The organism is Larkinella knui (genome assembly GCF_003858645.1).
GTDB classification, from domain to species: domain Bacteria; phylum Bacteroidota; class Bacteroidia; order Cytophagales; family Spirosomataceae; genus Larkinella; species Larkinella knui.
Genome location: NZ_RQJP01000002.1, coordinates 193,235 through 216,937, shown reverse-complemented (window position 1 = coordinate 216,937; position 23,703 = coordinate 193,235). Strand labels below are relative to the sequence as shown.

Annotated in this window: 22 protein-coding genes; 15 read left to right on the top strand and 7 right to left on the bottom strand. The window is 52.6% G+C overall.

The annotated features are described in order from the left end of the window. The first annotated feature begins 461 nt into the window (after positions 1-461). From EHT87_RS09875 to EHT87_RS09825, 11 genes are all read left to right on the top strand, one after another. A complete protein-coding gene (locus tag EHT87_RS09875) occupies positions 462-1,316 on the top strand; it encodes a pirin family protein (protein ID WP_124906462.1) in 855 nt (284 codons plus the stop codon). Positions 1,317-1,414: 98 nt separating this feature from the next. Beyond that, a complete protein-coding gene (locus EHT87_RS09870; RefSeq protein WP_124906460.1) occupies positions 1,415-2,632 on the top strand; it encodes a molybdopterin molybdotransferase MoeA in 1,218 nt (405 codons plus the stop codon). A gap of 65 nt (positions 2,633-2,697) precedes the next feature. Then, positions 2,698-3,801: a DUF922 domain-containing protein gene (locus EHT87_RS09865; protein WP_124906458.1), complete on the top strand. Its 1,104-nt coding sequence runs from the start codon at positions 2,698-2,700 to the stop codon at positions 3,799-3,801. Positions 3,802-3,915: 114 nt separating this feature from the next. Beyond that, positions 3,916-4,932: a dipeptide epimerase gene (locus EHT87_RS09860; RefSeq protein ID WP_124906456.1), complete on the top strand. Its 1,017-nt coding sequence runs from the start codon at positions 3,916-3,918 to the stop codon at positions 4,930-4,932. 12 nt (positions 4,933-4,944) lie between these two features. After that, positions 4,945-6,039, top strand: coding sequence for an aminotransferase class I/II-fold pyridoxal phosphate-dependent enzyme (locus tag EHT87_RS09855; protein ID WP_229320970.1), 1,095 nt, complete (start codon positions 4,945-4,947; stop codon positions 6,037-6,039). Between the two features lie 19 nt (positions 6,040-6,058). Beyond that, positions 6,059-7,324, top strand: a complete 1,266-nt coding sequence (locus EHT87_RS09850; protein WP_124906452.1) for a serine hydrolase — start codon at positions 6,059-6,061, stop codon at positions 7,322-7,324. 37 nt (positions 7,325-7,361) lie between these two features. Further along, positions 7,362-8,390 (top strand): hypothetical protein, encoded by a 1,029-nt coding sequence (locus EHT87_RS09845; RefSeq protein ID WP_124906450.1) that lies wholly within the window; start codon positions 7,362-7,364, stop codon positions 8,388-8,390. A gap of 117 nt (positions 8,391-8,507) precedes the next feature. Further along, positions 8,508-8,972: a hypothetical protein gene (locus EHT87_RS09840; RefSeq protein ID WP_124906448.1), complete on the top strand. Its 465-nt coding sequence runs from the start codon at positions 8,508-8,510 to the stop codon at positions 8,970-8,972. Positions 8,973-9,128: 156 nt separating this feature from the next. Next, positions 9,129-10,253, top strand: a complete 1,125-nt coding sequence (locus EHT87_RS09835) for a C40 family peptidase (protein ID WP_124906446.1) — start codon at positions 9,129-9,131, stop codon at positions 10,251-10,253. Positions 10,254-10,338: 85 nt separating this feature from the next. Continuing rightward, positions 10,339-11,202: a helix-turn-helix domain-containing protein gene (locus EHT87_RS09830; RefSeq protein WP_124906444.1), complete on the top strand. Its 864-nt coding sequence runs from the start codon at positions 10,339-10,341 to the stop codon at positions 11,200-11,202. Between the two features lie 171 nt (positions 11,203-11,373). Then, entirely contained in the window at positions 11,374-11,781 is a 408-nt protein-coding gene (locus EHT87_RS09825; RefSeq protein WP_124906442.1) for a DUF983 domain-containing protein, read from the top strand. Between the two features lie 574 nt (positions 11,782-12,355). On the opposite strand, the gene EHT87_RS09820 is transcribed toward EHT87_RS09825, so the two are convergent. The 5 genes from EHT87_RS09820 to EHT87_RS09800 form a co-directional block, all read right to left on the bottom strand. Further along, positions 12,356-13,189: a sugar phosphate isomerase/epimerase family protein gene (locus tag EHT87_RS09820; protein WP_124906440.1), complete on the bottom strand. Its 834-nt coding sequence runs from the start codon at positions 13,187-13,189 to the stop codon at positions 12,356-12,358. 107 nt (positions 13,190-13,296) lie between these two features. Further along, entirely contained in the window at positions 13,297-13,704 is a 408-nt protein-coding gene (locus tag EHT87_RS09815; protein ID WP_124906438.1) for a c-type cytochrome, read from the bottom strand. 108 nt (positions 13,705-13,812) lie between these two features. Further along, positions 13,813-15,483: a DUF8832 domain-containing protein gene (locus EHT87_RS09810; RefSeq protein ID WP_124906436.1), complete on the bottom strand. Its 1,671-nt coding sequence runs from the start codon at positions 15,481-15,483 to the stop codon at positions 13,813-13,815. A gap of 48 nt (positions 15,484-15,531) precedes the next feature. Further along, positions 15,532-16,740, bottom strand: coding sequence for a hypothetical protein (locus EHT87_RS09805; RefSeq protein ID WP_124906435.1), 1,209 nt, complete (start codon positions 16,738-16,740; stop codon positions 15,532-15,534). Positions 16,741-16,909: 169 nt separating this feature from the next. Continuing rightward, positions 16,910-17,158, bottom strand: coding sequence for a DUF6582 domain-containing protein (locus EHT87_RS09800; protein ID WP_124906433.1), 249 nt, complete (start codon positions 17,156-17,158; stop codon positions 16,910-16,912). Between the two features lie 174 nt (positions 17,159-17,332). On the opposite strand from EHT87_RS09800, the gene EHT87_RS09795 reads away from it, so the two are divergent. The 4 genes from EHT87_RS09795 to EHT87_RS09780 all read left to right on the top strand — a co-directional run bounded on the left by EHT87_RS09795 (position 17,333) and on the right by EHT87_RS09780 (position 21,689). After that, on the top strand, positions 17,333-19,117 hold the full coding sequence (locus tag EHT87_RS09795) for a DUF885 domain-containing protein (protein WP_124906431.1): 1,785 nt from the start codon (positions 17,333-17,335) through the stop codon (positions 19,115-19,117). Positions 19,118-19,141: 24 nt separating this feature from the next. Beyond that, positions 19,142-19,972 carry a CvfB family protein gene (locus tag EHT87_RS09790; protein WP_124906429.1) on the top strand — a complete coding sequence of 277 codons (831 nt, stop codon included), beginning with the start codon at positions 19,142-19,144 and terminating at the stop codon, positions 19,970-19,972. Positions 19,973-20,116: 144 nt separating this feature from the next. Then, complete coding sequence (locus EHT87_RS09785) at positions 20,117-20,683, top strand: Crp/Fnr family transcriptional regulator (protein WP_229320968.1); 567 nt, start codon at positions 20,117-20,119, stop codon at positions 20,681-20,683. A 121-nt stretch (positions 20,684-20,804) separates the two neighbouring features. After that, on the top strand, positions 20,805-21,689 hold the full coding sequence (locus EHT87_RS09780) for an SDR family oxidoreductase (RefSeq protein ID WP_124906425.1): 885 nt from the start codon (positions 20,805-20,807) through the stop codon (positions 21,687-21,689). Between the two features lie 94 nt (positions 21,690-21,783). Here EHT87_RS09780 and EHT87_RS09775 read toward each other — a convergent pair whose 3' ends face one another. Next, positions 21,784-22,608, bottom strand: a complete 825-nt coding sequence (locus EHT87_RS09775; RefSeq protein ID WP_124906423.1) for an alpha/beta fold hydrolase — start codon at positions 22,606-22,608, stop codon at positions 21,784-21,786. 70 nt (positions 22,609-22,678) lie between these two features. After that, a complete protein-coding gene (locus EHT87_RS09770) occupies positions 22,679-23,641 on the bottom strand; it encodes a hypothetical protein (RefSeq protein WP_124906421.1) in 963 nt (320 codons plus the stop codon). Positions 23,642-23,703: the final 62 nt, after the last annotated feature.

The window sequence follows — 23,703 nt, the reverse complement described above, 5'->3', positions numbered from 1 at the left end:
ATACCATCCGGGGTTGACGGTCCGGGATAACGGTTCGGGATGGTCAATCCGGGATTAATAATTCGGGATTGACGGTCGGGATTAATAATTCGAGGATAACGGTTCGGGGGTGACGGTCGGGGATACCATTCGGGCTAATGATTCGGGATTGTGGTCCGGGATACCATCCGGGGTTGAACATCCGGGATTAATGATCCGGGATAACGGTTCGGGTTTGACGGTTGGGGATACCATTCGGGTTAATGATTCGGGGTTGACGGTTGGGGATTAACGATTCGGGATTAACGGTCTGGCATTAATAATCCGGATTTAACACGGCATTCTATGGAACGATGACCAGCCGGTACCCGCCAGAGCGTTCCGGAATAACCGGCTTCCCAACAACCTGAAAAAGAGATGAACTTTCTTATCTACTTTAATGTATATACATTAAATGTCGTTACTTGTAAATTGGAATATATATGAAAACGGAACGCACCATACAGCAATTGATACCGGCTCCGATGATGAGCATGGGCGAACTTCGGGTTCGTCAACCCCTGCCATCCGGCCGCCTGAGCTACTTAGATCCCTTCGTTTTGTTACACCACGGCCATAGTTTCCTGAAAGAAAACGAAAATCCGGCTCATTCGGGCGTCGGTCCACATCCGCACCGGGGTTTTTCGCCGGTCACGTTTGTGTTTAAAGGCGGAGTGCGCCACCGCGACAGCCGGGGCAACGACCGGAGCGTTTTTGAAGGCGGAACGCAGTGGATGAACGCCGGTATGGGCATCATGCACAGCGAACGGCCGCTTTCCGAAGAACTGGAAATCATTCAAATGTGGGTCAATACGCCCGCAGCCCATAAGAAAGACCAGCCGACCTATTATCCGCTGTTGAAACAAGAAACGCCCGCGTTTGTGAGCAAAGATGGGAGGGTGACGGTCAACGTGATTTCGGGCGAATTGCTGGGGTTGAAAGGACCCATTCCAACGTTTTCGCCCATCAATTCAGCGACGATGTATCTGAAAGCCGGTGGCCGGATTTACCTGCCGCTGCCCGCCAGCCACAATGCGTTTTTGTATTTGCTGGATGGAAAACTGCGCGTCGGCGATCAAACCGAGGTGAATGCCCGGTATATGGTTGTTCCGGAAAACGACGGCGAAGGCATCACTATTGAAGCGCTCGAAGACACCCGGGTTTTGCTGATGTCGGGCGAGCCGATTGGCGAGAAAATTATTGCCCAGGGCCCTTTTGTGCTGAACAACGAGGTGGAAGTGATGGAAGCCTACCGCGATTACCGCATGGGTAAAATGGGGATTTTGATCGAAGACTAAAAAAGGAGTTGACCGAAAACGCGGATTGTGGAGTATTTTTCTCGGCAATCCGCGTCTTTGCGTAAACTTCTTTTGTTTTTTTGTGAAAAACTGACCCTATGCTCTCCGTTGCCGACGCTTATTCCATTGTCTTGAATCATCCGCTGGTTATACCGGCCGAAAATAGTCCCTTGTCGCAGGCTGCCGGGCGGGTTTTGCGCGAACCGCTGATCGCCGACCGGGATTTGCCTCCTTTCGACCGCGTATCGATGGATGGCATCGCGATTCAATACCGGGCATTTGAGACCGGACAGCGGCATTTTCGGGTGGCAGGAGCGCAATTTGCCGGACAACCGCCCCAAACGCTGGCCGACGAAACGGCTTGTCTGGAAGTGATGACGGGGGCCCTGTTACCCCTTGAAACGGATACGGTTATTCGGTACGAAGACCTTGAACTTACGGACGGTGTGGCCCAAATCCGGATCGAGACGGTTCGGCCGGGCCAGAATATTCATCATCAGGCCACGGACCGGAAACAACACGACGAGCTGGTGGCGGCTGGAACCCGGCTCGGCCCGCCGGAAATGGCGGTGGCCGCGTCGGTCGGGAAGGTGACGGTGCTGGTGAGCAAACGGCCGCGAATTGCGCTCATTTCGACGGGCGATGAATTGGTCGATGTCGTGGATACGCCCAAACCCTACCAGATTCGCCGGTCGAACACGTATCTTTTGCAGGCGGTTTTGCAGTCCGCCGGGGCCGAAACCACCCTGCTGCACTTGCCCGATGAGGTTGACACGATGGAAACCGCCCTGCGAACGTTGCTGATCGACTACGACGCGCTGGTGTTGAGCGGGGGCGTTTCGGCCGGAAAAGCCGACTTTGTTCCGGCCGTCATGGAAAAACTGGGCGTCCGGCAATTGTTTCATCAGGTGGCACAACGCCCCGGAAAACCGCTGTGGTTTGGTGCTTCCGACGAAGGGAAAGTGGTTTTTGGATTACCGGGAAATCCGGTTTCGACTTTTTTGTGTGCCTATCGGTATTTGCTGCCGTGGCTCAACATCTCATTGGGTTTGCCGGATTCGCAGCCGTCCGTAGCGCGGTTGGTCCGCCCAATTTCATTTGCGCCAAAATTAACCTATTTCCTGCCCGTTCGTTTAACGGTTAGTCAGGATGGTATCTGGCTGGCCGAACCGTTACCGGGCAGTGGATCAGCTGATTATGCGAATCTGGTACAGTGCGACGGTTTTATGGAGTTGCCACCGGAACGAGCGGAATTCAGCGAGGGCGAAGCCTTTCCGGTTTTGACGTACCCACGGACCGGCGGGCGTTCCCGTTAAGTCCGTGAATACCACCACCTACTAATTTTTTAGCCTTTCACGGACTTGATTTCGTTGACACAATTGTGAAACGACTCCAATTCATACTACTCCTTCTGTTTTCGCACCTGGTGGGGGCGCGGCAGGAATCGGTATGGATTACATTCCGGAAAGAACCCATCATGGCGCGGAATGCCACATTTTCGCTCCTGCGCGTTCGGGACGAGCGGTCCATAAAGTCGCAGTTGGGTACTATTTTTTCCAGCCCGCGAGGCAGTTTATCCGTTCGTAGCAACGACGAAATAACGGGTGTTTTCGATGATTTGCTACGGCCCGGTTTTCGACCCGATTCCTCACGGGTGCCCGTGATCATCCGCATTCAGGAGCTTGTTTTTTCGGAAAAAGCAAAAACCGATTTCCAGGCCGATGGCAGCTGTCGGCTGGAACTGGCCTTCGATGTGATGCGCGACGGAAAACCCGTTCAGTTAACGACCTATACCGCCCGAACGATTTACACGCGGTCGTTCGGGCAAACGGATCGGCTGGAACTGGTGGCCCGCAAAGCCCTCGAAAGTGCCGCGCAATACCTTTCCAACTGGATCAAAATTAACCGCGAAAAAAGCCCGGCGCTGGTGAAAGGCCTGAAATTTGTGTACATCGACCATCGTATTCAGCAGGCGTCGGGCGATACGGTTTTTTATGACCCACTGCATCCGCTGACGTGGGACGATTTTCAGGCGGCCCCCCGACTCGGGAGCCGGAATGCAGCTTCTATTTTTCCCACGTTTTCCTACGAAGGCCACAGCCGCTGGGTCAATGGGTACATTCAGATTGAACTGACGTTTAAAACCTTCATGGTGAAAAGTATGTCGTGGGTCAGGCCGGGCAATAAAGACGACTACGCCTTGCGGCATGAACAGAAACATTTCGATATTGTCAAACTGATTGTCGAGCGGTTTAAACAGCGGATCGTGGCCGACACCGATATGGATCTCGACGATTATAACAGCCGCGTGCAATTTCTTTACCTGGACGCGTATCGGGACATGAACCGCTGGCAGGAACAGTACGACCACGAAACGCAGCACGGTATTAACCACGCCGAGCAGGAACGATGGAACCACAAAATTGCTCAGGACCTGAAAAACGCCGAAGACCTCACGGCCATTATGTTGTCGACCCGTCAGTAAGATTTGTTGCCGGTTTACGGTTTATAGTTTACGGTTGGCTGATGCGTTCTTGTTGGCATGCGTCAGCCAACCGTAAACTGTATACCGAAAACCGTAAACCGAAAAACCGTAACCATGTCACTATCACTCCGTTTCCACCGTTTCGACCTTCGGCTGAAACACACCTTTACGATTGCCCACGACTCCCGTGACGTTCAGCCAACGCTCCTTGTCGAGTTGCAGGACGGCTCCCTGAGCGGTTTTGGCGAGGCCACGTCCAACAAATACTACGGCATCACGCTCGACCGGATGATCGAAGCCCTCGAAAGTATTCGCGGGGTCATTGAATCGGGTGAGTGGACAACCGCCGAAGAACTCTGGCAACTGGCGCACCCGCACTTGAAAGATAACCCGTTCGCCCAGTGTGCTTTAGATGAAGCCGCTCATGATCTGGTGGCCAAACGGGCCGGAAAACCGCTCTATCAGTACTGGAATCTGGATGCGGCTAATAACCCGATCACCGATTACACCATCGGGATTGATACGGTGGAAAATATGGTGCGGAAAATGCAGGAACTGCCCTGGCCGCTGTACAAAATCAAACTCGGCACGGCCGACGATCAGGCCATTGTCCGGGCGCTGCGTAAGCACACCGATGCGGTTTTTCGCGTGGATGCCAACTGCGCCTGGACCGCCGAAACCGCCCTTCAGAACGCCCTTGTGCTGAAAGAGTTGGGGGTTGAATTTATTGAACAGCCATTAAAGGCCGGGGATTGGGAGGGCATGAAGCGGGTGTTCGAAGAAAGTGTTCTGCCGGTCATTGCCGATGAAAGTTGCATTGTCGAGAGCGATGTAGAACGTTGCGCGGGGTATTTTCACGGCATCAATATCAAATTGACCAAATGTGGCGGTTTGACGCCCGCCCGGCGCATGATCGAAAAAGCGCGGGAACTGGGCCTGAAGGTCATGGTTGGCTGTATGAACGAAACCAGCGTCGGCATTTCGGCCATCGCGCAGTTGCTGCCCCTGCTCGATTACGTGGATATGGACGGTACGCTGCTCATTGCCAACGATCCGGCAACGGGTGTTACCTTCGACTATGGGCGGGTGTTGTATGCCGGAGAAAACGGAACAGGCGCAAAACTTAGATGATCCCGTGTCGGTGTGATCCGGGAATACCAGAACAATTTAGCGGTGGATACGCACTATTCGATTGACCATTTGCCCGGTCGGACCATTGACCTCGACGGGCAGGACTATTTGTTTTTCAGTGGAACTTCGTACCTCGGAATTTCGCAGGATCCAACCTTTCGGTCGCTGCTGGCGGAAGGAATGGCGCGGTATGGGACGGTTTTTGGCTCTTCCCGCAACGGAAATCTGCAACTCCGGATTTATGAAGAAGCGGAGTCCCGGCTGGCGGCTTTTGCCCGCGCCGAAGCGGCATTGACGCTGTCGTCGGGCATGCTGGCGGGGCAGGCCGTGGTGAACTGGCTGAAAGGGCAGGGGTTTGAATTTATTTACGCGCCAAATGCCCACCCGGCCATCTGGCAGGAACCGACTACCCGGTTGCCAACCGGTTCGTTCGACGACTGGACCCGGCAATTACCCGAGCTGGTGGCGGCAGCGGCCACTCCGCACATCGTCATTGCGCTCAACGCCCTGGATGCGCTGTTTTCGGTGGCGTATTCGTTCGACTGGGTGAATCAATTGCCCGGTAATCAGGCAATTACCCTGCTCGTCGATGACTCGCACGGCCTGGGTGTCAGTGGTCCGGAAGGCAGCGGAATCGGGTCTCAAATACCGAAACGACCGAATGTCCGGCTGATTGTGACGGCTTCACTGGCCAAGGCGATGGGCCTTCCGGGTGGCGTGATTTTTTCGGATCCGCAAACGCTGAGCGCCATTCGCCGGACGGCTTTTTTTGGCGCCTGTTCGCCCACGCCACCGGCTTATCTGTACGCTTTCTGTCAGGCGCAGGGCAGTTACCACGCGGCATTCAACCAGCTTTTGGAAAATATCCGGCTGTTTGAAAAGCGGGTCGGAACGTCTGATTTATTTCAGCACATTCCCGATTATCCGGTCTTTTATACTGATCAGGATCGGTTATATTCGTACCTGTTAGCGAACCGGATTTTTGTCTATTCGTTTGCCTATCCAACACCCACCGACAAGCCCAACACCCGCATTGTGATCAATGCGTTACACCGACCGGAGGACATCGAACGACTAGGCGACTACCTGTATGGAAAAGCGAGGTGAACATCACGAGAGACACGAAATGGTCCCGAAACCGAAAAGGCTGATTTCGGACTTTCTGGTTCTTTTTTTAATGCTTTTGGGCCGGCAGACCACCGCCCAGCATACCGATAAATTTCTGGAACAACTGCTGAAAAAAAGTCCGGAATTGTTCGGGCGTATCCTGGAAAACCCGGCTAAATACGACGTTCAGATCCTGTATACGCAAATCAACCGCGACGAACAGAACCGCCCCTTATTCAAAAGTTACCGCTACCGGCTCAACAAGGACCGGTATTTTTACCCGGCCAGCACCGTCAAACTTCCGGCGGTTCTGCTGGCGCTGGAAAAAATCAATCAACTTGCTAAAAAGCAGCCGGGTTTATCCATCCATACCCCCATGCTGACCGACTCGCTGGCGGGCATTCAGGCCGCCGTTCGCCGGGATCCGACGGCTGAAAACGGGTTGCCGTCGGTGGCGCAGTATGCCCGCAAGATCCTGCTGGTCAGCGATAACGACGCGTTCAACCGGCTATATGAATTTGTCGGGCCCTGTGACATGAACGACCGGTTGCGTGAAAAAGGCTACCGGGATTTGCGCATTGTCCACCGGCTTTCGGTGTCATTGACGCCCGAACAAAACCGGCGGACGAATGCCGTCCGGTTTGCCAAAGGTGATACGGTTCTGTACCAGCAACCGGAACAAATCTGCGACCAAACCTTTCGTCCCGACAAACCCATTCGCCGGGGCGTGGGCTACATGAAGGGCGGAACGCTGGTGAAAGAACCGTTTGACTTTACTGAAAAAAACTACTTTTCGCTCGAAGACCAGCAGCAAATGCTGAAAGCGGTTTTGTTTCCCGACGACGTTCCGGCCCGGCAAAAGTTCGACCTGACGTCCGACGATTACCGGTTTTTATACCGCTACCTGTCGCAACTGCCGCGCGAAAGCAGATTTCCCAACTACGACTCCACCTATTACGACAGCTACTGCAAATTTCTGGTGTTTGGGGACGCCAAAAGCAAAATCCCGGCATCGGTCCGGATTTTTAACAAAGTCGGTGATGCCTACGGCTATATGATTGATAATGCGTACATTGTCGATTTCGATAAAGGAGTTGAGTTTCTGTTATCGGCGGTTATTTACTGCAATGAAGACGGTGTTTTCAACGATGATACGTACGATTATCAAACGGTCGGGTTTCCGTTTATGGCGAATTTAGGCCGGATTATTTTTGATCACGAAGTAGAACGAAAGCGGCTGAATAAACCGGATTTGAGCCGGTTTCGGGTGAGTTATACGCCCTGATTTTTGCAAAAAAACTTATTTTATAAGAGGAAAGAATATGAAAGTTTCGGGTGTCGGCTTCCTTTTATTTCTCTCACTTTCCTGGAATACATTTTCACAAGCTTGCAGCGAAAGTGTTCTGTTGGCAACACCCGGCAAATGGACCGAAGGGATGAAAGGTTCGACCTCGGGTATTTCGGCCGCTGACCTTGCCCGGGAAAAAGTCATCGTTGGCACAATCCATAAAATAGTGCTGCAAGGTTATAAACCTCAAGGGGTTGATGCTGATTATAACGGGGTGTATTACAGATCAGAAGCCGCCAGATCCGCCAATATGTTCGGGTACAATCTCCGGTTTATGCCTTATGTATGCCGGGAAAATGCGATTGAGAAGGCCCATGAAACCAACACAAGCCTTTCAATTACGGCCAATCAAATACCATTCGGTCCCGAAATCTACGAGCCCTTTATTGATTCATCACCCTGGGATGCCGGTTTCCGTTCCATGCGAAAAATGCCGGTTGATAAAGGAGGCATTTATTACTTCGTAGAGGAAACTGGCCTGGGCTTTGGCGTGAGGGGAATGCAGTATACCTGGCTGATTACGTATGAGGATAAACTCCCTTTTTTATACGTTAGCAAAAAGGAGTTTCTGGAGAAAAAAAGAGCGAAATTAACGGCTGGTAAAGAACAGGAAATAAACACGATAAAAAGTACGTATACGACCAGACCAAAAGCGGAGCAAGATGCGATGTTGCAAAAATCCGTCAAAGGCTTTGAAGCCGCGTTGGCGAAAGTAGAAGCCTATTTAAAACTACCCGACGACGAATTAACTAAACCGGCGGTGGTAAAACAGGACCCGAATGATTTTTTATCGCATCTTTTTACCACGCCTGATGACAGGTTTGCAAACATTCTTATCAAACCGAATCCGGGTTATTTTAATAAAAAACTACCCTTGTCGTCCCCCCAGTTTATTACGGTTGTATTGCAGGGTGACGAGAAAAATCCGATTCTTGGAAAAGCGATGAAAGATATGCAGCAGGGTCTTGATTTTGGTAAGCTGAAAGCGATGTTGGGGAAATAATGAGGTTCAGCGACTTTTGATACCGGTTCAAGTTCCTAAAGTAACGATTCATGTAACCATTGGTTGAGTTTCGGTGTGTTCAACGCTAGGTTTGCAGCGAACAAAACAACTTTACCGATGAAAAAAATACTGGTTTTTTGGTTTGTACTCGGTGCGCTGGTAGCTTGTAAGAAGGACAACAACGACCATCCCACCCCCGAACAAACCGTTGAACCGGCGGCCAAAGTGGCGGGAACCTACAAACTGAGTTCTTTTCACTTTATTAACGGCGCCAACGAAGTTGAACTGGAAAAATTACCCGTTGTTGAAAGTGGCAAAACCGTAGCGTCCGGCACCGTGAAATTTACCAAAAAAGCCGATGGAAAGGCGCGGATGAACGTGACTCTTGTAATCGAAGGCGAAGGAAGCATACCGGTTGTTGAAGATCTGGAAATCGAGGTGCGTGAATCCGGAAAGGTTTTCGGCCTCTACGCTGATGGCGAGCGGATTGGCGACGCCGATGGCGATTTTATTATCTTCAATATTTCCGGAAAGTCCGAATCCGGCGACGACCTGTTGCTGGCTTTCAACGCGAAAAAATAGTTTATGGGTTAGGGTTTATAGTTGGTTGACGATTTAACGGTATCGGTCAGTCGGCTATAAACCCTAAACTTGGAACTACCTGCAAAAGCCGGAGACGCATTCGTCGCTGGCTTTTGTATTTTTGTGCTTTCCATCTACTTCCGTAAGTTAGTGGTCATGAAACGAATTTTTACCGCGGTTTTACTGCTTTGTATGATTTCCGCCGACGGTGTTGCGCAAACGTTAAGTCAGGTAGTCGACGCCGTCCGGAAGCAGTATGCACCGGATAAACGGGTCGCGATTTTTAATGTAGAAGCCGATTCGTCGGGCCAGCTGACCGGTTTTACCAACCTGCCCGAAGCCAAACAGGCGCTGCTCGCCCAACTGAAAGCGGCTGATATTCCGGTTGTCGATCAGATTCAGTTGCTTCCCGCTTCGGCAGTCGGAGAAAAAAGCTACGCCCTGGTCAATGTGTCGGTGGCTAACCTGCGTTCCAACGCCCGAAATGCCGCCGAACTGGCCACACAGGCGTTGCTGGGCATGCCGTTGAAGGTTTGGGACAAGGATCGGAACTGGTATCAGGTGCAAACGCCCGATCAATACATTGCCTGGACGGACGCGGGAGCGATTCAACTGATGACCAAAGCCGATTTTGAACAGTGGCAGTCGGCGGAAAAAATCATTTATACGCGTCCGTTTGGGTTTGTTTACAGCGAACCCGGCCGGCGATCCCAAACCGTATCGGACATCGTGGCCGGGAACACGCTGGCGCTGGTGAGTGAACAGCGGCAGTATTTTCAGGTGCGGTATCCCGACGGTCGGACGGGGTATGTTGCCAAACGGGAAGCCCAGCGGTTTGATCGCTGGAAGGCCGCGGCCAGGCCGACTGAAGAGGCTCTGGTTAGCACGGCGAAAAGTTTGATGGGCATTCCGTATTTGTGGGGAGGGACCTCCGTGAAAGGCATGGATTGCAGCGGTTTTACCAAAACCGTCTATTTGCTCAACGGTCAGCAGTTGTCGCGCGATGCGTCGCAGCAGGTGAACGAAGGCGAGTTGATCGAGACGCCGGGCAAAAATTTCGCCCAGCTCCGGCCCGGCGATTTGCTTTTCTTCGGCGAACCCGCCACCGCCGACAAACCCGAGCGCGTTGTTCACGTCGGCATGTGGATTGGGAACAACGAGTTTATTCACGCTTCGGGCCAGATTCGGGTCACCAGCGTCGATCCGGCCGCACCCAATTTCGATGCCTACGAACTGAACCGGTTTTTGCGGGTGAAACGGGTGGTGAAACCGGGAATGTAGAATAAAGAGTGGAGACCAGAGAGTTCCCGGGTGTTTTTAAATGGGTCTTTCTTCTCTTGTCTAACTTCTTTGATCTCAAAAAATCATGTCCACTCCGGTACCGGTATACAAACTTCAGGAATTCCCGCGTCACGAGCCCAATGCGCTCTTTTACATGACGAGGCTGGAAAAACTGGTGCAGGAATTCAAGGGAATCGACAAGCCGCACTCGCACACGTTTTACCTGGTCATGTGGATCATCAACGGCAGCGGTACGCATACCATCGACTTCAAAACGTATTCCATTGCGCCCAACCAGCTTTATTTTCTGACACCGGGGCAGGTACACAGCTGGCAGCTGTCCAACGATATTGAAGGGTTCAACCTGTTTTTTGAAGCCAATTTTTTCCGGAGCCGGTTTGGAAACCGCTTGTTTCACTATCCTTTTTTTCATTCCCATCAACACCAGCCACTGCTGGAAGTGGAGAGTTCTCCGGCGCTGTTCCGGGATTTGTTTCGGTATGCCTGGGAGGAATACGACGCGCATTGGCCGAACCGGTCGGAGGTTTTTCTCTCCTACGTTCACCTGATGCTGGAAACCGCCAACCGGCTTTATACCGAAAAACAGACCGAAACGGACACCAATCTGTTCGATAAAATCCGGCAATACGAAGAGTTGCTGGAAGCGCAGTTTCTGACGGTCCGCGAAGTGGCGGAGTATGCCGAACAGATGCATTTGACGCCCAATTACCTGAATCATATCTGCAAGAAAGTGCTGGGAAAAACGGCAAGCCAGCTCCTGCACGAACGACTGATTATCGAAGCCCGGCGGTTGTTGACACATACGGCCCGGTCGGTGAAAGAAATCGGGTTTCTGCTGGGCTTCGAAGACCCTTCCTATTTTGTTCGTTTCTTCAAAAAACACACCCGGCAAACGCCCGCGGAGTTCCGCCAGACTATTTCTGCCTGATCGTTGATTTGTACCATACCTGTCCGGTTCTGTCTTTTTGTACGACGGTTCCGGACCGTACTTTTGTTGCGTACTTAAAAGTACCCACGGTCGGGCGGCCGATGCCGCTTTAGTCCGTGTTTTTAGATCCAATTAAACAAAGTTCACGGACTAAAGTCCGTGGGTACGGCCATGCTAAAAGACAATCGATTATACAGCGTAGTATTCAATAAATGCCCCCGTTGTCATCAGGGCGACTTTTTCATTACCAGCAGCGCCTACAGCCGCCGGTTTGATGAAATGCACGAAACGTGTTCCCATTGCGGTGAAGTACTCGAACCGGAACCGGGATTCTATTGGGGGTCGATGTTTGTGAGTTATGCGTTTTACACCATTTATACTCTGGCGACGTTCCTGGTGTTCGTTACCTGGCTGAAAATTGATCTGGATTATTACCTGATGGGTCTGGTGCCCACGCTGGTGGCCCTGACGCCGTATTTCTTCCGGCTGGCGCGCCGTTCGTGGCTGACGTTTTTTATTGCGTATGATCCGCAAAAGAACCGGCTGGACAGCAGAAAACAGTTGAAGGTTTCGGCCTGATCAATAGCTCCTGAATCTTTAATGAAGTCCTGGCTTGTCGGTGATCCTGTAAATTTTTATCGGGCAGACCGATGGTATCCGGAAGGTACCCCGGAGAAGTCAAATGGTAATTAGATTTGCTTCGGAAAAACGGCTGGTATCCTGAAGTTACCCCGGCGGGATTAAATGGGAATTAGATTTGCATCGGAAAACGGACGGTATCGTTACCCCGGAGGGGTTATCTGTTACTAGAAACCGCCCGAATAGCCAGATGCAAAAGCCCCGGCAGGGGCGTCCTGGGGTTATCCCTTAGGGCGCCCCTGCCGGGGCTTATTGCTATGGAATTGGTTAGTAGACTAGTAACAGATAACCCCTCCGGGGTTAAGCGACCCGGTGAATTTTTAATACCGCCAGAGGAGAATAGCCGTCTTGATCTCATCTGTATCACTAAGCCCCGGCAGGGGCGACCTAGAGGAATTCCAGGACGCCCCTGCCGGGGCTTGTTAAAAAAGATGGGATGCCAGATTGACTATTAACAGGCCACCCCGCCGGGGTGAAAAGTCTTCAATTCGAAAGGTAACTTTCCGGCTGGTTCCTACTTCAATCCCTGCAAATACGCCACGCTTTCCGGCATCTGCTCCATCGAGCGCGACGATTCATCCTCGATAAAATAATGCTTGACGCCCGATTTTCTGGCTTGTTTCATGATCTCGGCAATGCCCAGATCGCCCTTGCCAATCGCCACATTCGATTCCACATCGACGTGACCGGTATTGTTGCCGGGTGTGCCGGGCTTGCGGTCTTTGAGGTGCATCAGCGGGAAGCGGTTGGGGTATTTCTTCAATAACGCAATCGGGTCCTGACCGGGGTGTTTTACCCAGAAAACGTCCATTTCGAAATTGACGTACCGCGGTTCCAGGTTTTCGGCCAGATAGTCGAAAAACGTGCCGTCTTTGTACGGCTGAAACTCGTACCCGTGGATGTGATAGCAAAATAAAATACCGTGATCGCCCAGTAATTTACCGGCGGTGTTGAGCACATCGGCGGCCTGTTTGGCGTCTTCCAGCGTAAATACATCGCCTTTATGCGGAATCCAGGCGCACATTACATACTTGACACCCAGGGCTTTGGCTTCTTCCAGAACCTTCGGGATGTTGCTGGCGAGATCTTCGTACGAAGCTCCGGTGCTGATGGGTTTCAACCCGTTTTTTTCGAGCAGTTTCCGGAAATCGGCGGGGGGCATGCCGTACGTTCCGGCCAGCTCGACCTCCCGGAATCCCATCGCCCGGACTTTGGCCAACGTTCCGGCGACATCTTTCGGGAACTGCTCCCGAAAACTATACAATTGCAGGCCTACCGGCGATTTCGGCTGGGCGAAAACCGAAATGGTCAGGCCGGTGAGCACGATTAAAAAAAGAATTTTTTTCATGGGTTGCAGGATTACGGAGCAGGTAATGTGTGGCATTCAATCGATCCTCATAGTTAATTCTTTAATCGCTGTAATCCTATGGGGCCGTTTCAGGCGTGGTGGTGATTTTACTTCGCAGCCCGCACTTTCTTCACTTCCTCCACCGAAACCGGCTCGGCTTTATTGCCAAAACTACTACGGATAAAGGTCAGAACATCCGAAATTTCCTTGTCGGACAGGAAGTCGTGCGCGGGCATTACATTGTCAAACGTTTCACCGTTGATTTCAATCGGTTCCTGCAATCCCTTCAAAACCACGTTGATAAGCCGGGTTTTGTCGCCCTGCACCCAGTCGGTTTGCTTCAGGGGCGGATTCAGGTTCGGTACTCCTCCGCCATCGGCCTGGTGGCAGGTCAGGCAGTATTGTTCATACACCTGCTGACCCGGTCCCGCAACGGCTTTCGACGCTGGTTTCTTGGTTTGGGCAAAAACGGTTGACGTCAGAAAAAAAAGACTTACTGCAACGACAATTCTCATAACGCAAATTGGACTTTTTGTAAAGATAGGGGGCAAGGCGGAGGAAAGGAAGAAGGAATAAAAGGAAAAAAGTGGTTTTTCAGTTATCCATTCATTTTCCCCGTTTTTTTATTCTTTCACCTGCGTATCAAAAACGCCCGTCAGGACTTGTCCATTGCGTTTGACCTGCACCCAGATGCGGTAATGGCCGGAGCGGGGAAAAGCGTACGGAAATTCGACCATATTGTTGGTTTTCATGGCATGTGTCATGGTGGGCATTCCGGCCAGCAGCAGCTTGTTTTTCTCGGCTTCGGGCAATTGTTTCAGCCGGGAAACGTAGCGGTCGATGCTGTCGCGGAACATGTTGGCATCGGGATAATGGAAACTGCGCGTCGTATCGGCAATGCGATCGACCATGAACGATTCTGCCGCCATCGAATACGTCCCGACGGGGTGCAGGTGAATATAAACCGTCCCGTCCGAACGGATAATGGCCGTGTGACCGCCCATGCCCAGGTAAGGCTCCAACGGAGCGGGTTTTCCCTGCGCGTCGGCCACGGCAAATTTGAGCAGATAGGGCGTCCCGGCTTCCAGAATCTGAGCGGGTTTGTCGGTCCAGAGCATGGTTGAACCGTCGGTCAGCTTCGAGCTGGCCCCCGGTATTCCGCACAGAACCATGTCGTCGTCGAGGTGGGGCAGCCCCACGGAACTGGGTTTGACGCCCATCGGCTGGGCCACCAGCCAGCTATCGTCTTTATCAGTTCCCGGTCTTTCCGTCAAACCGGTGCCGGTTTTCCGGCTGAGGTCGGGAATGGTGATGGTATCCGTTACGGATTCGGCAAAACCGCTGCGGAACACAATGTCGGCATAAAGCAGGTACTGACCGGCGGGCAAATTGGGTAAATTGGCCTTGAAATGAGTCAGATCCTGCCGGTCGGGATGCAGGTGGGCAAACGCATCGAGTCCCGGTGTTCGGGCCAGAAAAACGTGCATGAGTTTGCCGTGATCAGGCACCAGAAAGCTCAGGCGACGGCTTTTTATGCCGCCCTCCACGAAACGTGACGTGTCGATGCCAATGGTCAGCCAGCCCTGACCGTCGGCGGTCCGGTCAACGTTGGCGTCGATGGGCAGCGGAGCATACAGTTTATGGGTGCGGTAGCGATCCGCCCAACTCGTCCACCACGTCCGCCATCCCGTCAGCCCGACGCCCAGCAAAACGGCGGCAATGGTCATGCCGACCAGGCGTTTCCGGCGGTAGGAGGTCGGTACGGCCTGGCCCGGTTTCAGCGTTCCGTCGGCCAGGCTGGCGCCTACGGTGGTGATGAGCAGAACGATCAGCAGAATACCGAGGGCCGCCAGCCCAAAACCTGTTCCCGCAGGCATGGGAGTCATGGCCGTTGGAACCGATAAAACCGGGGCCACGATGGAAACTTTTCCGTCGGGACCATCGAGTTTCAATTCAATACTGGAAGAACCGGAATCCATCATCCACACCACGCCCTCGAAGCGGTTTTCGCCGATGGGTTTCAGTTCGTCGTGCGTCGGGGCACCTTCGTCGCCGGACGAAAAGTAAATGGGGCGGGCCAGAATGGTTTCAACCCGGCCGCTCTCCACAAAAACCGTAACTTTGGCCGTTCCCGGAACCACATCCGGCGGGATGACGCTCACCAGAATCTGGTATTTACCGGCCTGTTTCTGCACCAACACGCCCGGACTGCCGATGTGCGCCAGGGCAATAAGTGAATGCGTAAATGATAGAATGAGTGAACAGATCAGCACCCGCACCAGGAAGTTCTTCATTTTAAAAGGACACACCGTCTTAACTCTTAATTTTTAACTCTTAACTCCTTATCGTTGCACCCGTTTCATCCAGTTCCCCCACAGCAACCCAACGCGGGCTGACAGAATGGCGCAGAGGATGGCAATGCCGATTCCTTTTAAAAATTCGGGAGTCGATTGCAGCCAGTGGGGGTGAAATGTATGGTGGTACGGCCAGGTAGGGTCATTGCTGTACGACATCGAATTGGACAGAAAAAATCCGTTTTGTGCGTAGGGCGACGTATGCAGAAAACCGCCGAAATACCATTGCACGGGGGTTATCACCAGAATAAAAACCGTGCCGGTCAGGGCCGCCAGCAGCCAGTCGTTGAGCTTGCCGTTTCCAAACCGGTGGAGCAGTTTGTCCAGCACAAAACCGGGAATGACCAGCAGCAGCGGAAAAAGAAAAGCCTGGTAATGTGTAACCGGATTGAGAACGGGGCCCAGCCGCGGTGTGGCCGGAAAAAAGGGCAGAATCCAGCTCGGAATGAGCATCGCCAGCATGTACGCTGCCGCCGTAATGGTGATTGGATACCGCAAGGAAGACGCCCGGCCCACCGCCAGCAGATAAAACGGGAGTGCAATCCCCATCGTGATGTAGGCTGATGAATGGTGCGACGTCCAGGGGCCCATTTTTTCCGCCAGCATGGTGAACAGAATGCTCAACAGTAATCCGGCGGCAATGGTAAACATGATTTTAAGCCGTTTGCCCTGCCGTTCATGCGATTGAACATCGGTGGATGGGCTGCTGGTCAGCGTGTTGGAAAACCGGTTCTGCAACGCCAGAACGCCAATCATGGCTCCGAACTGTACGGTCATCATGCCAATGAGTAAAACCGTATGCGGGGGCGTCAGGATCTGAACGTCAAGGCCGTAGGTGTTGTGCCACCACTCGTCGAAGGGAGCGGAGGTGAGCATGGTCAGGGCGCCCCAGACGCAGTACATGGCGCCCAGCGATCCGTAAAAAACACCCCAGAAGCGCACGGAACTGGCCCGCTCGGCATTCATTTTGGCAAAGGTCAACTGCAAAATCTTGAAACCGGAGAACGCTCCGGCCACGACCGCACCGACGTACATCAGCAAGTGCGGGGGCGCAAACAGACCGTCGCGCCCAATGCTCATGTGCCACATGATGTCCCAGAGCAACCCCCACACGATGCAGAGCGAGGAGAATACCACGGCGTAGATATAAGCCGGTATTTTAGTCCGTGAAAACGAAGAAGGGAAGGCGGTTTGCATGCACTCGGTATCTAGTAGAGGAATAGTGGGTAAATATAGGAAAAAGACCCGCTAAACCGCGTCAACCCCCACGACGTTTTGCTATTTAGTGAATCTACTTCTCTACTGATTTTCAAACAAAAAGGGCCTTTCGAGGCCCTTTTTGTTCTGCATGTACCAAAAACCGGACTCAGTCGGCTTTGATTTCGATGTCGTGCTTTTTAGCGGCCCGGCGAATCCGGTCCTTGATGGTTTCGACCTCGTCCGCATCGTATTTGGCCGCATTGTCTTTGTGATTGATATACGACCAGGCCGCCCGGATATGCTCCGGCGTGTCAATTGGGTATTTTTTGTTGGTGGGGTCGGCGAAGGATACATCGCCGTATTGATGGACCCCTTCCCGGGGGTTCACATCATCCCGTTGATCAATTTTAGCCATACCGTTGCTTGTTTACTGGTTTATGAATCAACTCATCGGGCGGAAAAAAGTTGGGAGAATTGGGTGAAAGTAAGGCAATAGGAAAACCGCGGACAGGGACGGCGGCCGCTGTCAGGGTTTTCACCGGTTTCTTTCTAACTTTCCGGTCTGAACAGCATCTTATGAGATACCTCGATGAAAAATATTCTTTTATCAGCTTTGCTAATGGCTTCCGTCATGGCTTGTAACACGAACAACAGCGGGCGGGAAAATGCCTCCGGGAATGCTGATTTTGCTAAAACCGTCGACGATTACTACGAAGAGCGCCTGAAACTGTTCCCGCTGGAAGCCACGATGCAGGGCGATAACTGGTATAATGACCTGCTCCCGAACAGCATTTCGCAGGACTTCCTCAACCAGACGAAAGCATTTTATTCGTCAAATCTCGAAAAACTGAAAACGTTTGATCGCGCAAAATTGTCGGATCAGGACCAGATTTCGTATGATATTTTGAAACGGGAGCTGGAATTGCAACTGGAGCAGTTCAAATTTCACCTTGAATACGTTCCTTTTTCGCAGTTTGAAGGGCTGACGCTGACGTTCGGGCAGTTGGGCAGCGGAGCGGGGGCGCAGCCGTTCAAAACCGTCAAGGATTACGACGACTGGCTGAAGCGCGTTTCGGCGTTTCGGGTGTGGGGCGACACCGCCGTGGCCAACTTCCGCAAAGGGCTGGCAACCGGCATGACCTGGCCCAAAAGCCTGGTTGTCAAGATGATTCCGCAGATGACCGATCTGGTGGTAAGCGATCCCGCCAAAAGCCTCTTTTACGGGCCGATCAATACCCTGCCGAAAACCTTCAGCGAAGCCGATAAAAACCGGTTGACGGCGGCTTACCGGAAAGCCATTCTGGAAGAAATCGTGCCGACGTATCGGAAATTAGGCGAATTTCTGGAAGATGAGTACCTGCCCAAGGCCCGGACCACCTCGGGCGTCGATGCCGTGCCGCAGGGGGCGGAATTGTATCAGGAACTGGTCAAAACCTGGACGACCACGGACAAAACGCCGGAGGAAATTTACCAGACCGGTTTGAAGGAAGTAGCCCGGATTCGGGGCGAAATGGAGAAGGTGAAAACGCAGGTGGGCTTTCGGGGTTCTCTGGACGATTTTTTCACGCACCTCAAAACCGACCCGAAATTTTATCCCTACAAACAGCCCAAAGACGTTCTGGCGGCATTCAACACGATTCTGGCCCGAATTGAGCCGAACCTGAAAAAAATGTTTACCAAAACGCCGAAGTCGAAGTTTGAAATCCGGCAAACCGAGAAATTCCGTGAAGCGTCGGCGAGTGCCGAGTACAACCAGGCTTCGGCAGACGGCAGTCGCCCCGGTATTTTCTACGTTCCGATTCCGGAGGCAACGAAGTTTAACGTGACTTCGGGCATGGAATCGTTATTTTTGCACGAAGCCATTCCGGGCCACCACTACCAAATTTCGTTGCAGCAGGAAAACGCCGATCTGCCCAAATTCCGGCGGTTTGCGTGGTATGGTGCCTACGGCGAAGGCTGGGCCTTGTATTGTGAGTCGCTGGGGAAAGAGCTGGGCATTTACACCGATCCGTACCAGTATATGGGCGCGCTGAGTGACGAAATTCACCGGGCGATCCGACTGGTTGTCGATGTGGCCATTCATACCAAACACATGACGCGCGAAGAAGCCATCCGGTATATGATGGCGAACGAGCCGATTGCCGAACAGGGCGCGGTAGCCGAAATTGAGCGGTATATGGCCATTCCGGCGCAGGCACTTTCCTATAAAATCGGGGCCTTGAAAATCCGGGAACTACGCGCCAAGTATGAGAAACAGCTGGGGGATCAATTCAATCTGGCGGCTTTTCACGACGAGTTTCTGAAAGACGGTTGTATGCCGCTGGATGTGCTGGAACACAAAATGGATGCCTGGGCCAATCGGCAGGGTAAATGACAGGTGCTTGAAAATCAGTCTCGAATGATACAAATTGGAAAAATAAATACCTTAGTGGCCCTGCGCGAAACCAGCGTTGGTGTGTTTCTGGGCGACGACGAGGACAATGACATTCTGCTTCCCAACAAGTATGTGCCGGATACGCTGCGGGTCGATGATCCCATCGATGTGTTTGTATATACCGACTCGGAAGACCGGATTATTGCGACGACGTTGACGCCCAAAATTCAGCGAAACCAGTTTGCGCGCCTTCAGGTGGTGTCGGTCACGAGCGTGGGCGCGTTTCTGGACTGGGGGCTGGAAAAAGATTTGCTGGTGCCGTATCGGGAGCAAAGCCGCCCGATGGAGGTGGGGCGCTGGTATGTGGTGTATCTGTACCTCGACCACGAAACCGACCGGCTGGTGGCCTCCAGTCGACTCAATCGGTTTCTGGATTCGGAAGTGCCCAATCTGACCGAAGGCCAGGAGGTGTCGCTGCTGGCCTGGGAGCCGACCGACCTCGGCATCAACGTCATCATCAACAACCGGTATCGGGGCCTGGTCTACGCGAATGAGGTTTTCCGTCAGGTTTATCCCGGCGACCGGCTGACGGGGTATGTCAAGACGATTCGGGAGGATAACCGCATTGATGTGAGCCTGCAAAAACCGGGGTATGAAAACGTCGAACCCAACGCCCAGCGCATTCTTGCCACGCTAAAAGACCAGAAAGGATTTCTGCCACTCAATGATTATAGCGAACCGGAAGAGATTTATAAATCGCTGGAAATGAGCAAAAAAACGTTCAAGAAAGCCATTGGCGCGTTGTTTCGTGAACGCAAGATCGTGATCAAGGAAGACGGTATTTATCTGGCGTAAGTTGTTAACGGCTTACGATCGGTTGCGTCAGAAATTTGGAAAAGGCCGGGGTAGCTGCTATCAGAATTCATGCTGTTTTCCGGGTAGCTACTCCTTTAAAATATATTTTTTTCGACAGAGATGGTTGCTGTTTTTGAAAACTATATGAAGGCGCAGGACACCACACTGTCTAATGAGGAGATTAGGCTAGTTGGCGCAGCCGCAATTGAAAAAACCGTCTACAAAAAACAGACTTTGTTGCAGGCCGGCGAAGTTTGTCGCTATAAAGTCTTCATTGTCAAGGGGCTTCTGCGAACCTACCGGATCGGAGCGGATGGCAGCGAACACGTTGTGCAGTTTTCACCGGAACTGACCTGGACGACCGACGGCGAAAGTTATGCGAATCGCACCCCGTCTTCCTACAGCATTGATGCCCTGGAGGATAGTCAGATCCTGATGTGGGGCAGAGATCGTTTCGATGCCTTGCTCGACCAGATTCCTGCTCTTAAGAATTTCTCCGATCGGCTTATTTTTAGGAATCTCAATGCCAGCCGGAACCGCATTTATAAGGCCATTAGCTCCACCCCCACGGAGAAGTATGAGGATTTTGTTAAAACCTATCCCGGCCTTCTGTTGCATATCCCTTTGCGCATGGTGGCTTCTTACCTTGGCGTTTCGCTCAAAACCCTGAACCGTATCAGGCATTCACAACTTCAGCATGAAGTAAAATAGGGACAAATGTCCTCTTTTGCCGCCTGAACATTCCGCACTTTTGCTTCATCAACACGGTGGTGTTGGACAAGCCTGCTGTGGGATTGCCCACACCACCAGCCAACTAAAACTCAGTGAAAACATGCGTGTATTTGTAACGGGAGCCACGGGTTTCGTCGGTTCCGCCATTGTACGGGAATTAGTGGGGGCCGGGCATCAGGTTCTGGGGCTTGCTCGCTCAGAAGCCTCTGCCCAATCACTTAGGGAGGCTGGCGCTGCCGTAGTAAAGGGAAATCTCGAAGACCTCGACAGTTTAAAAAAGGGAGCTATCGAGGCCGATGGCGTCATCCATACGGCCTTCATTCACGACTTTTCGAACTTTGTGGCAGCTGCCGAAACGGACAAACGGGCCATTGAAGCCATCGGGTCTGTACTGGCAGGTTCCCACCGTCCGTTTATTGTTACCGGCGGTATCTTGGGATTGCGAAACGATGGGGGACTTATTACCGAAGACGATCCGGCTCCCGGATTTCCGCGTGCCTCGGAAGCAACGGCCCTTTCGCTGGCGGAAACGGGGGTTCATGCATCGGTCATTCGGTTGCCTCCTTCGGTTCACGATGCCGGTGATGGGGGCTTTGTTCCTTTCCTGATTAACACGGCAAAGACGAAAGGCGTATCCGCCTATGTGGGAGATGGCAGCAATCGCTGGCCCGCTGTCCACCGGCTCGATGCCGCTCTTCTTTTCCGACTGGCGCTGGAAAAAGGAACGGGTGGGAGCCGGTATAACGGCATCGGTGACGAAGGCATAACCGTTCGGAAAATTGCGGAAGTAATCGGCCACCAGCTAAATCTGCCCGTTGTCTCGATAACCGCTGAAGAAGCCGTGGGTCATTTCGACTGGATGAGCCGATTCATTATGTTCAATAGCCCGGCATCCAGTGTAAAAACCAGGGAACTGCTGGGCTGGCAACCCACTCACCCCGGTCTGCTTGAAGACCTCGACGCGGGGCATTATTTCGGCCGCTAATTCACTTCGCCAACACCCGGACGCATACCGCTATTGGGCGTGTCCGGGTGTTGCGTTGGTGAATGGGGTCACTTTTCCCGAAAACCAGCCCTTCCTAAACCGCTTCTTTCGGGGCTTTTTGGGAATCGGCGCTGATTTTATCGATAATCTCTGCCAATGTCTGGTTCAACCGATCGGGATTTTCGAGCATGGGATAATGACACGTTCCCGGCAGGTGATAAACTTCGTAACCGTTTGTCAGATACTGTTTTAACGGCTCTTCGTTGATCGGTAGAAAGTCCACATTGATCACATAGAATCTGAACGGTAAGCGGGGCAGCAGGTCCCGCTCTCTGGCCCAGTATTCAAAAACCTGAGCGATCACGGGGCGGCCCATGGGGGGATAAGCATGGCGGTAATCCGCAGCCACCCGGCTGGCGATCGGTTCGGGGGTTTGCGGAGTGAGCAGCGCCATGCGGGCATACTGCTCGCTGGTGGCTGGAAAATCCGTTCGCAGATTTTCGTTGATGGCTTCGACCTGACTTTGAAACTCTTCGGCCAGGGGCGTAGCGGCATTCTTGAACATATCGACGGCGATGAAGCCAATGACCGGTTCGGGATCCGCAACGGCCACTTCGAGAATGATGTCAGCCCCCATCGAATGCCCGATCAGAATGACGTTTTTCAACTCCAGTTCCCTGATTACCGCCATCACATCGTCCCCGTAGCCTTCAATGCTCCAGTCCGTTCGGTCGCGGCCCGATTGCCCGTGTCCGGGTAAATCCAGCGTAACGACTTTGTAATGAGGGGCGAAAAAAGCTACCTGCTGATCCCAGTACGTTTGGTCGATGAATGAACCGTGGACCAACACGAGCGTGATGGCACCTTCGCCCGAAACCCGGTAGTTAATCGTTGCTCCGTTATTTCGTATTTCTTTCATAGAAACGGTCTGCTAGTTTCTAAAAGAAACGTTGGATATAGCGAATGGTTTGCCCGTTTGATCAGGGAATTTATCGCTCAATCGTATAGAATTCATACGCGATTTTCCACGTAAACTCCTGCCCCGGTTCCACCTTGATGGCAATGAATGGTTCGGGCGACAGGTTTTTCGGATTGGACCAGAAGGCCAGTTTGGCCAGCGGCCGGTCGGCCCGAATCCGGACACCCGCGCCGGTTTTGGTATTTTCAACCCGAATGTCGTAGTCGCTGGCGTTGGCTCCGTACCCTTCTACGAGGGTGTAGATGCTTTCCCGGTTTTGAAGCGGGCGTAAAAAGCTGATATCCTGATTTTTACTCGCCAGAATATCTTTCAAATCGCCGGTTGGCCTGGCCGCAAATCCGAACTGAACCCGGAAATCGGGGCCCGACGGCTGCTGATCGATCACCAGAAAGTTGTGGTTGTAAACGGCGGTTTCGATGCGTTGATTGCCGGTATTTTTCAGGCGGTGTTCCAGCACCAGTTCGGGCTTGCCTTTGGTGAGTCGGACGGTTTTTTCGTACTGATACGAGTAGCCGGCAGCATCGTTCAGAACGTGGGTAAACCGCACCTGATCCCCTTTTTTCTGAACCGACCACCGGCCTTTATCCACGTGTTGGTAAGGCGCAACAAATTTATAAGGCTCGTTGTCGATTTTCCGCAGGCTGCCCACCCCGATTTTAACAAATAGGTCACCGGGTTTGGCCTGGTCGTATCCCAGTGGATCAAACGCTTCGACCGGCCCCGTGATGGCGTCGTGCAGGAAGGGGTCATACTTTTCAAACCACTTTCCAAAATAACTGTGGCCCTTGTAGTCCAGGCTGGCAACCGACCCAGACCAGTCGAAGCGGGTGCCCCGGTAGTAGCCCGTGGCCGTGTCTGGTAAATAGAGGGTGGCCCGCACGGAGCCATTGGTAATGACGGCCTGGGGAAAATCATCGATTGTCCAGGAAATCAGGGCGAAAGCCAGCAACAGGCCAGGCAGGTAGTTTTTCATTGGAGCTTTTACCGTGTACGGTATTCGGTTTAGGGTTTACGGTTTTTGGCGGATGCATCCAT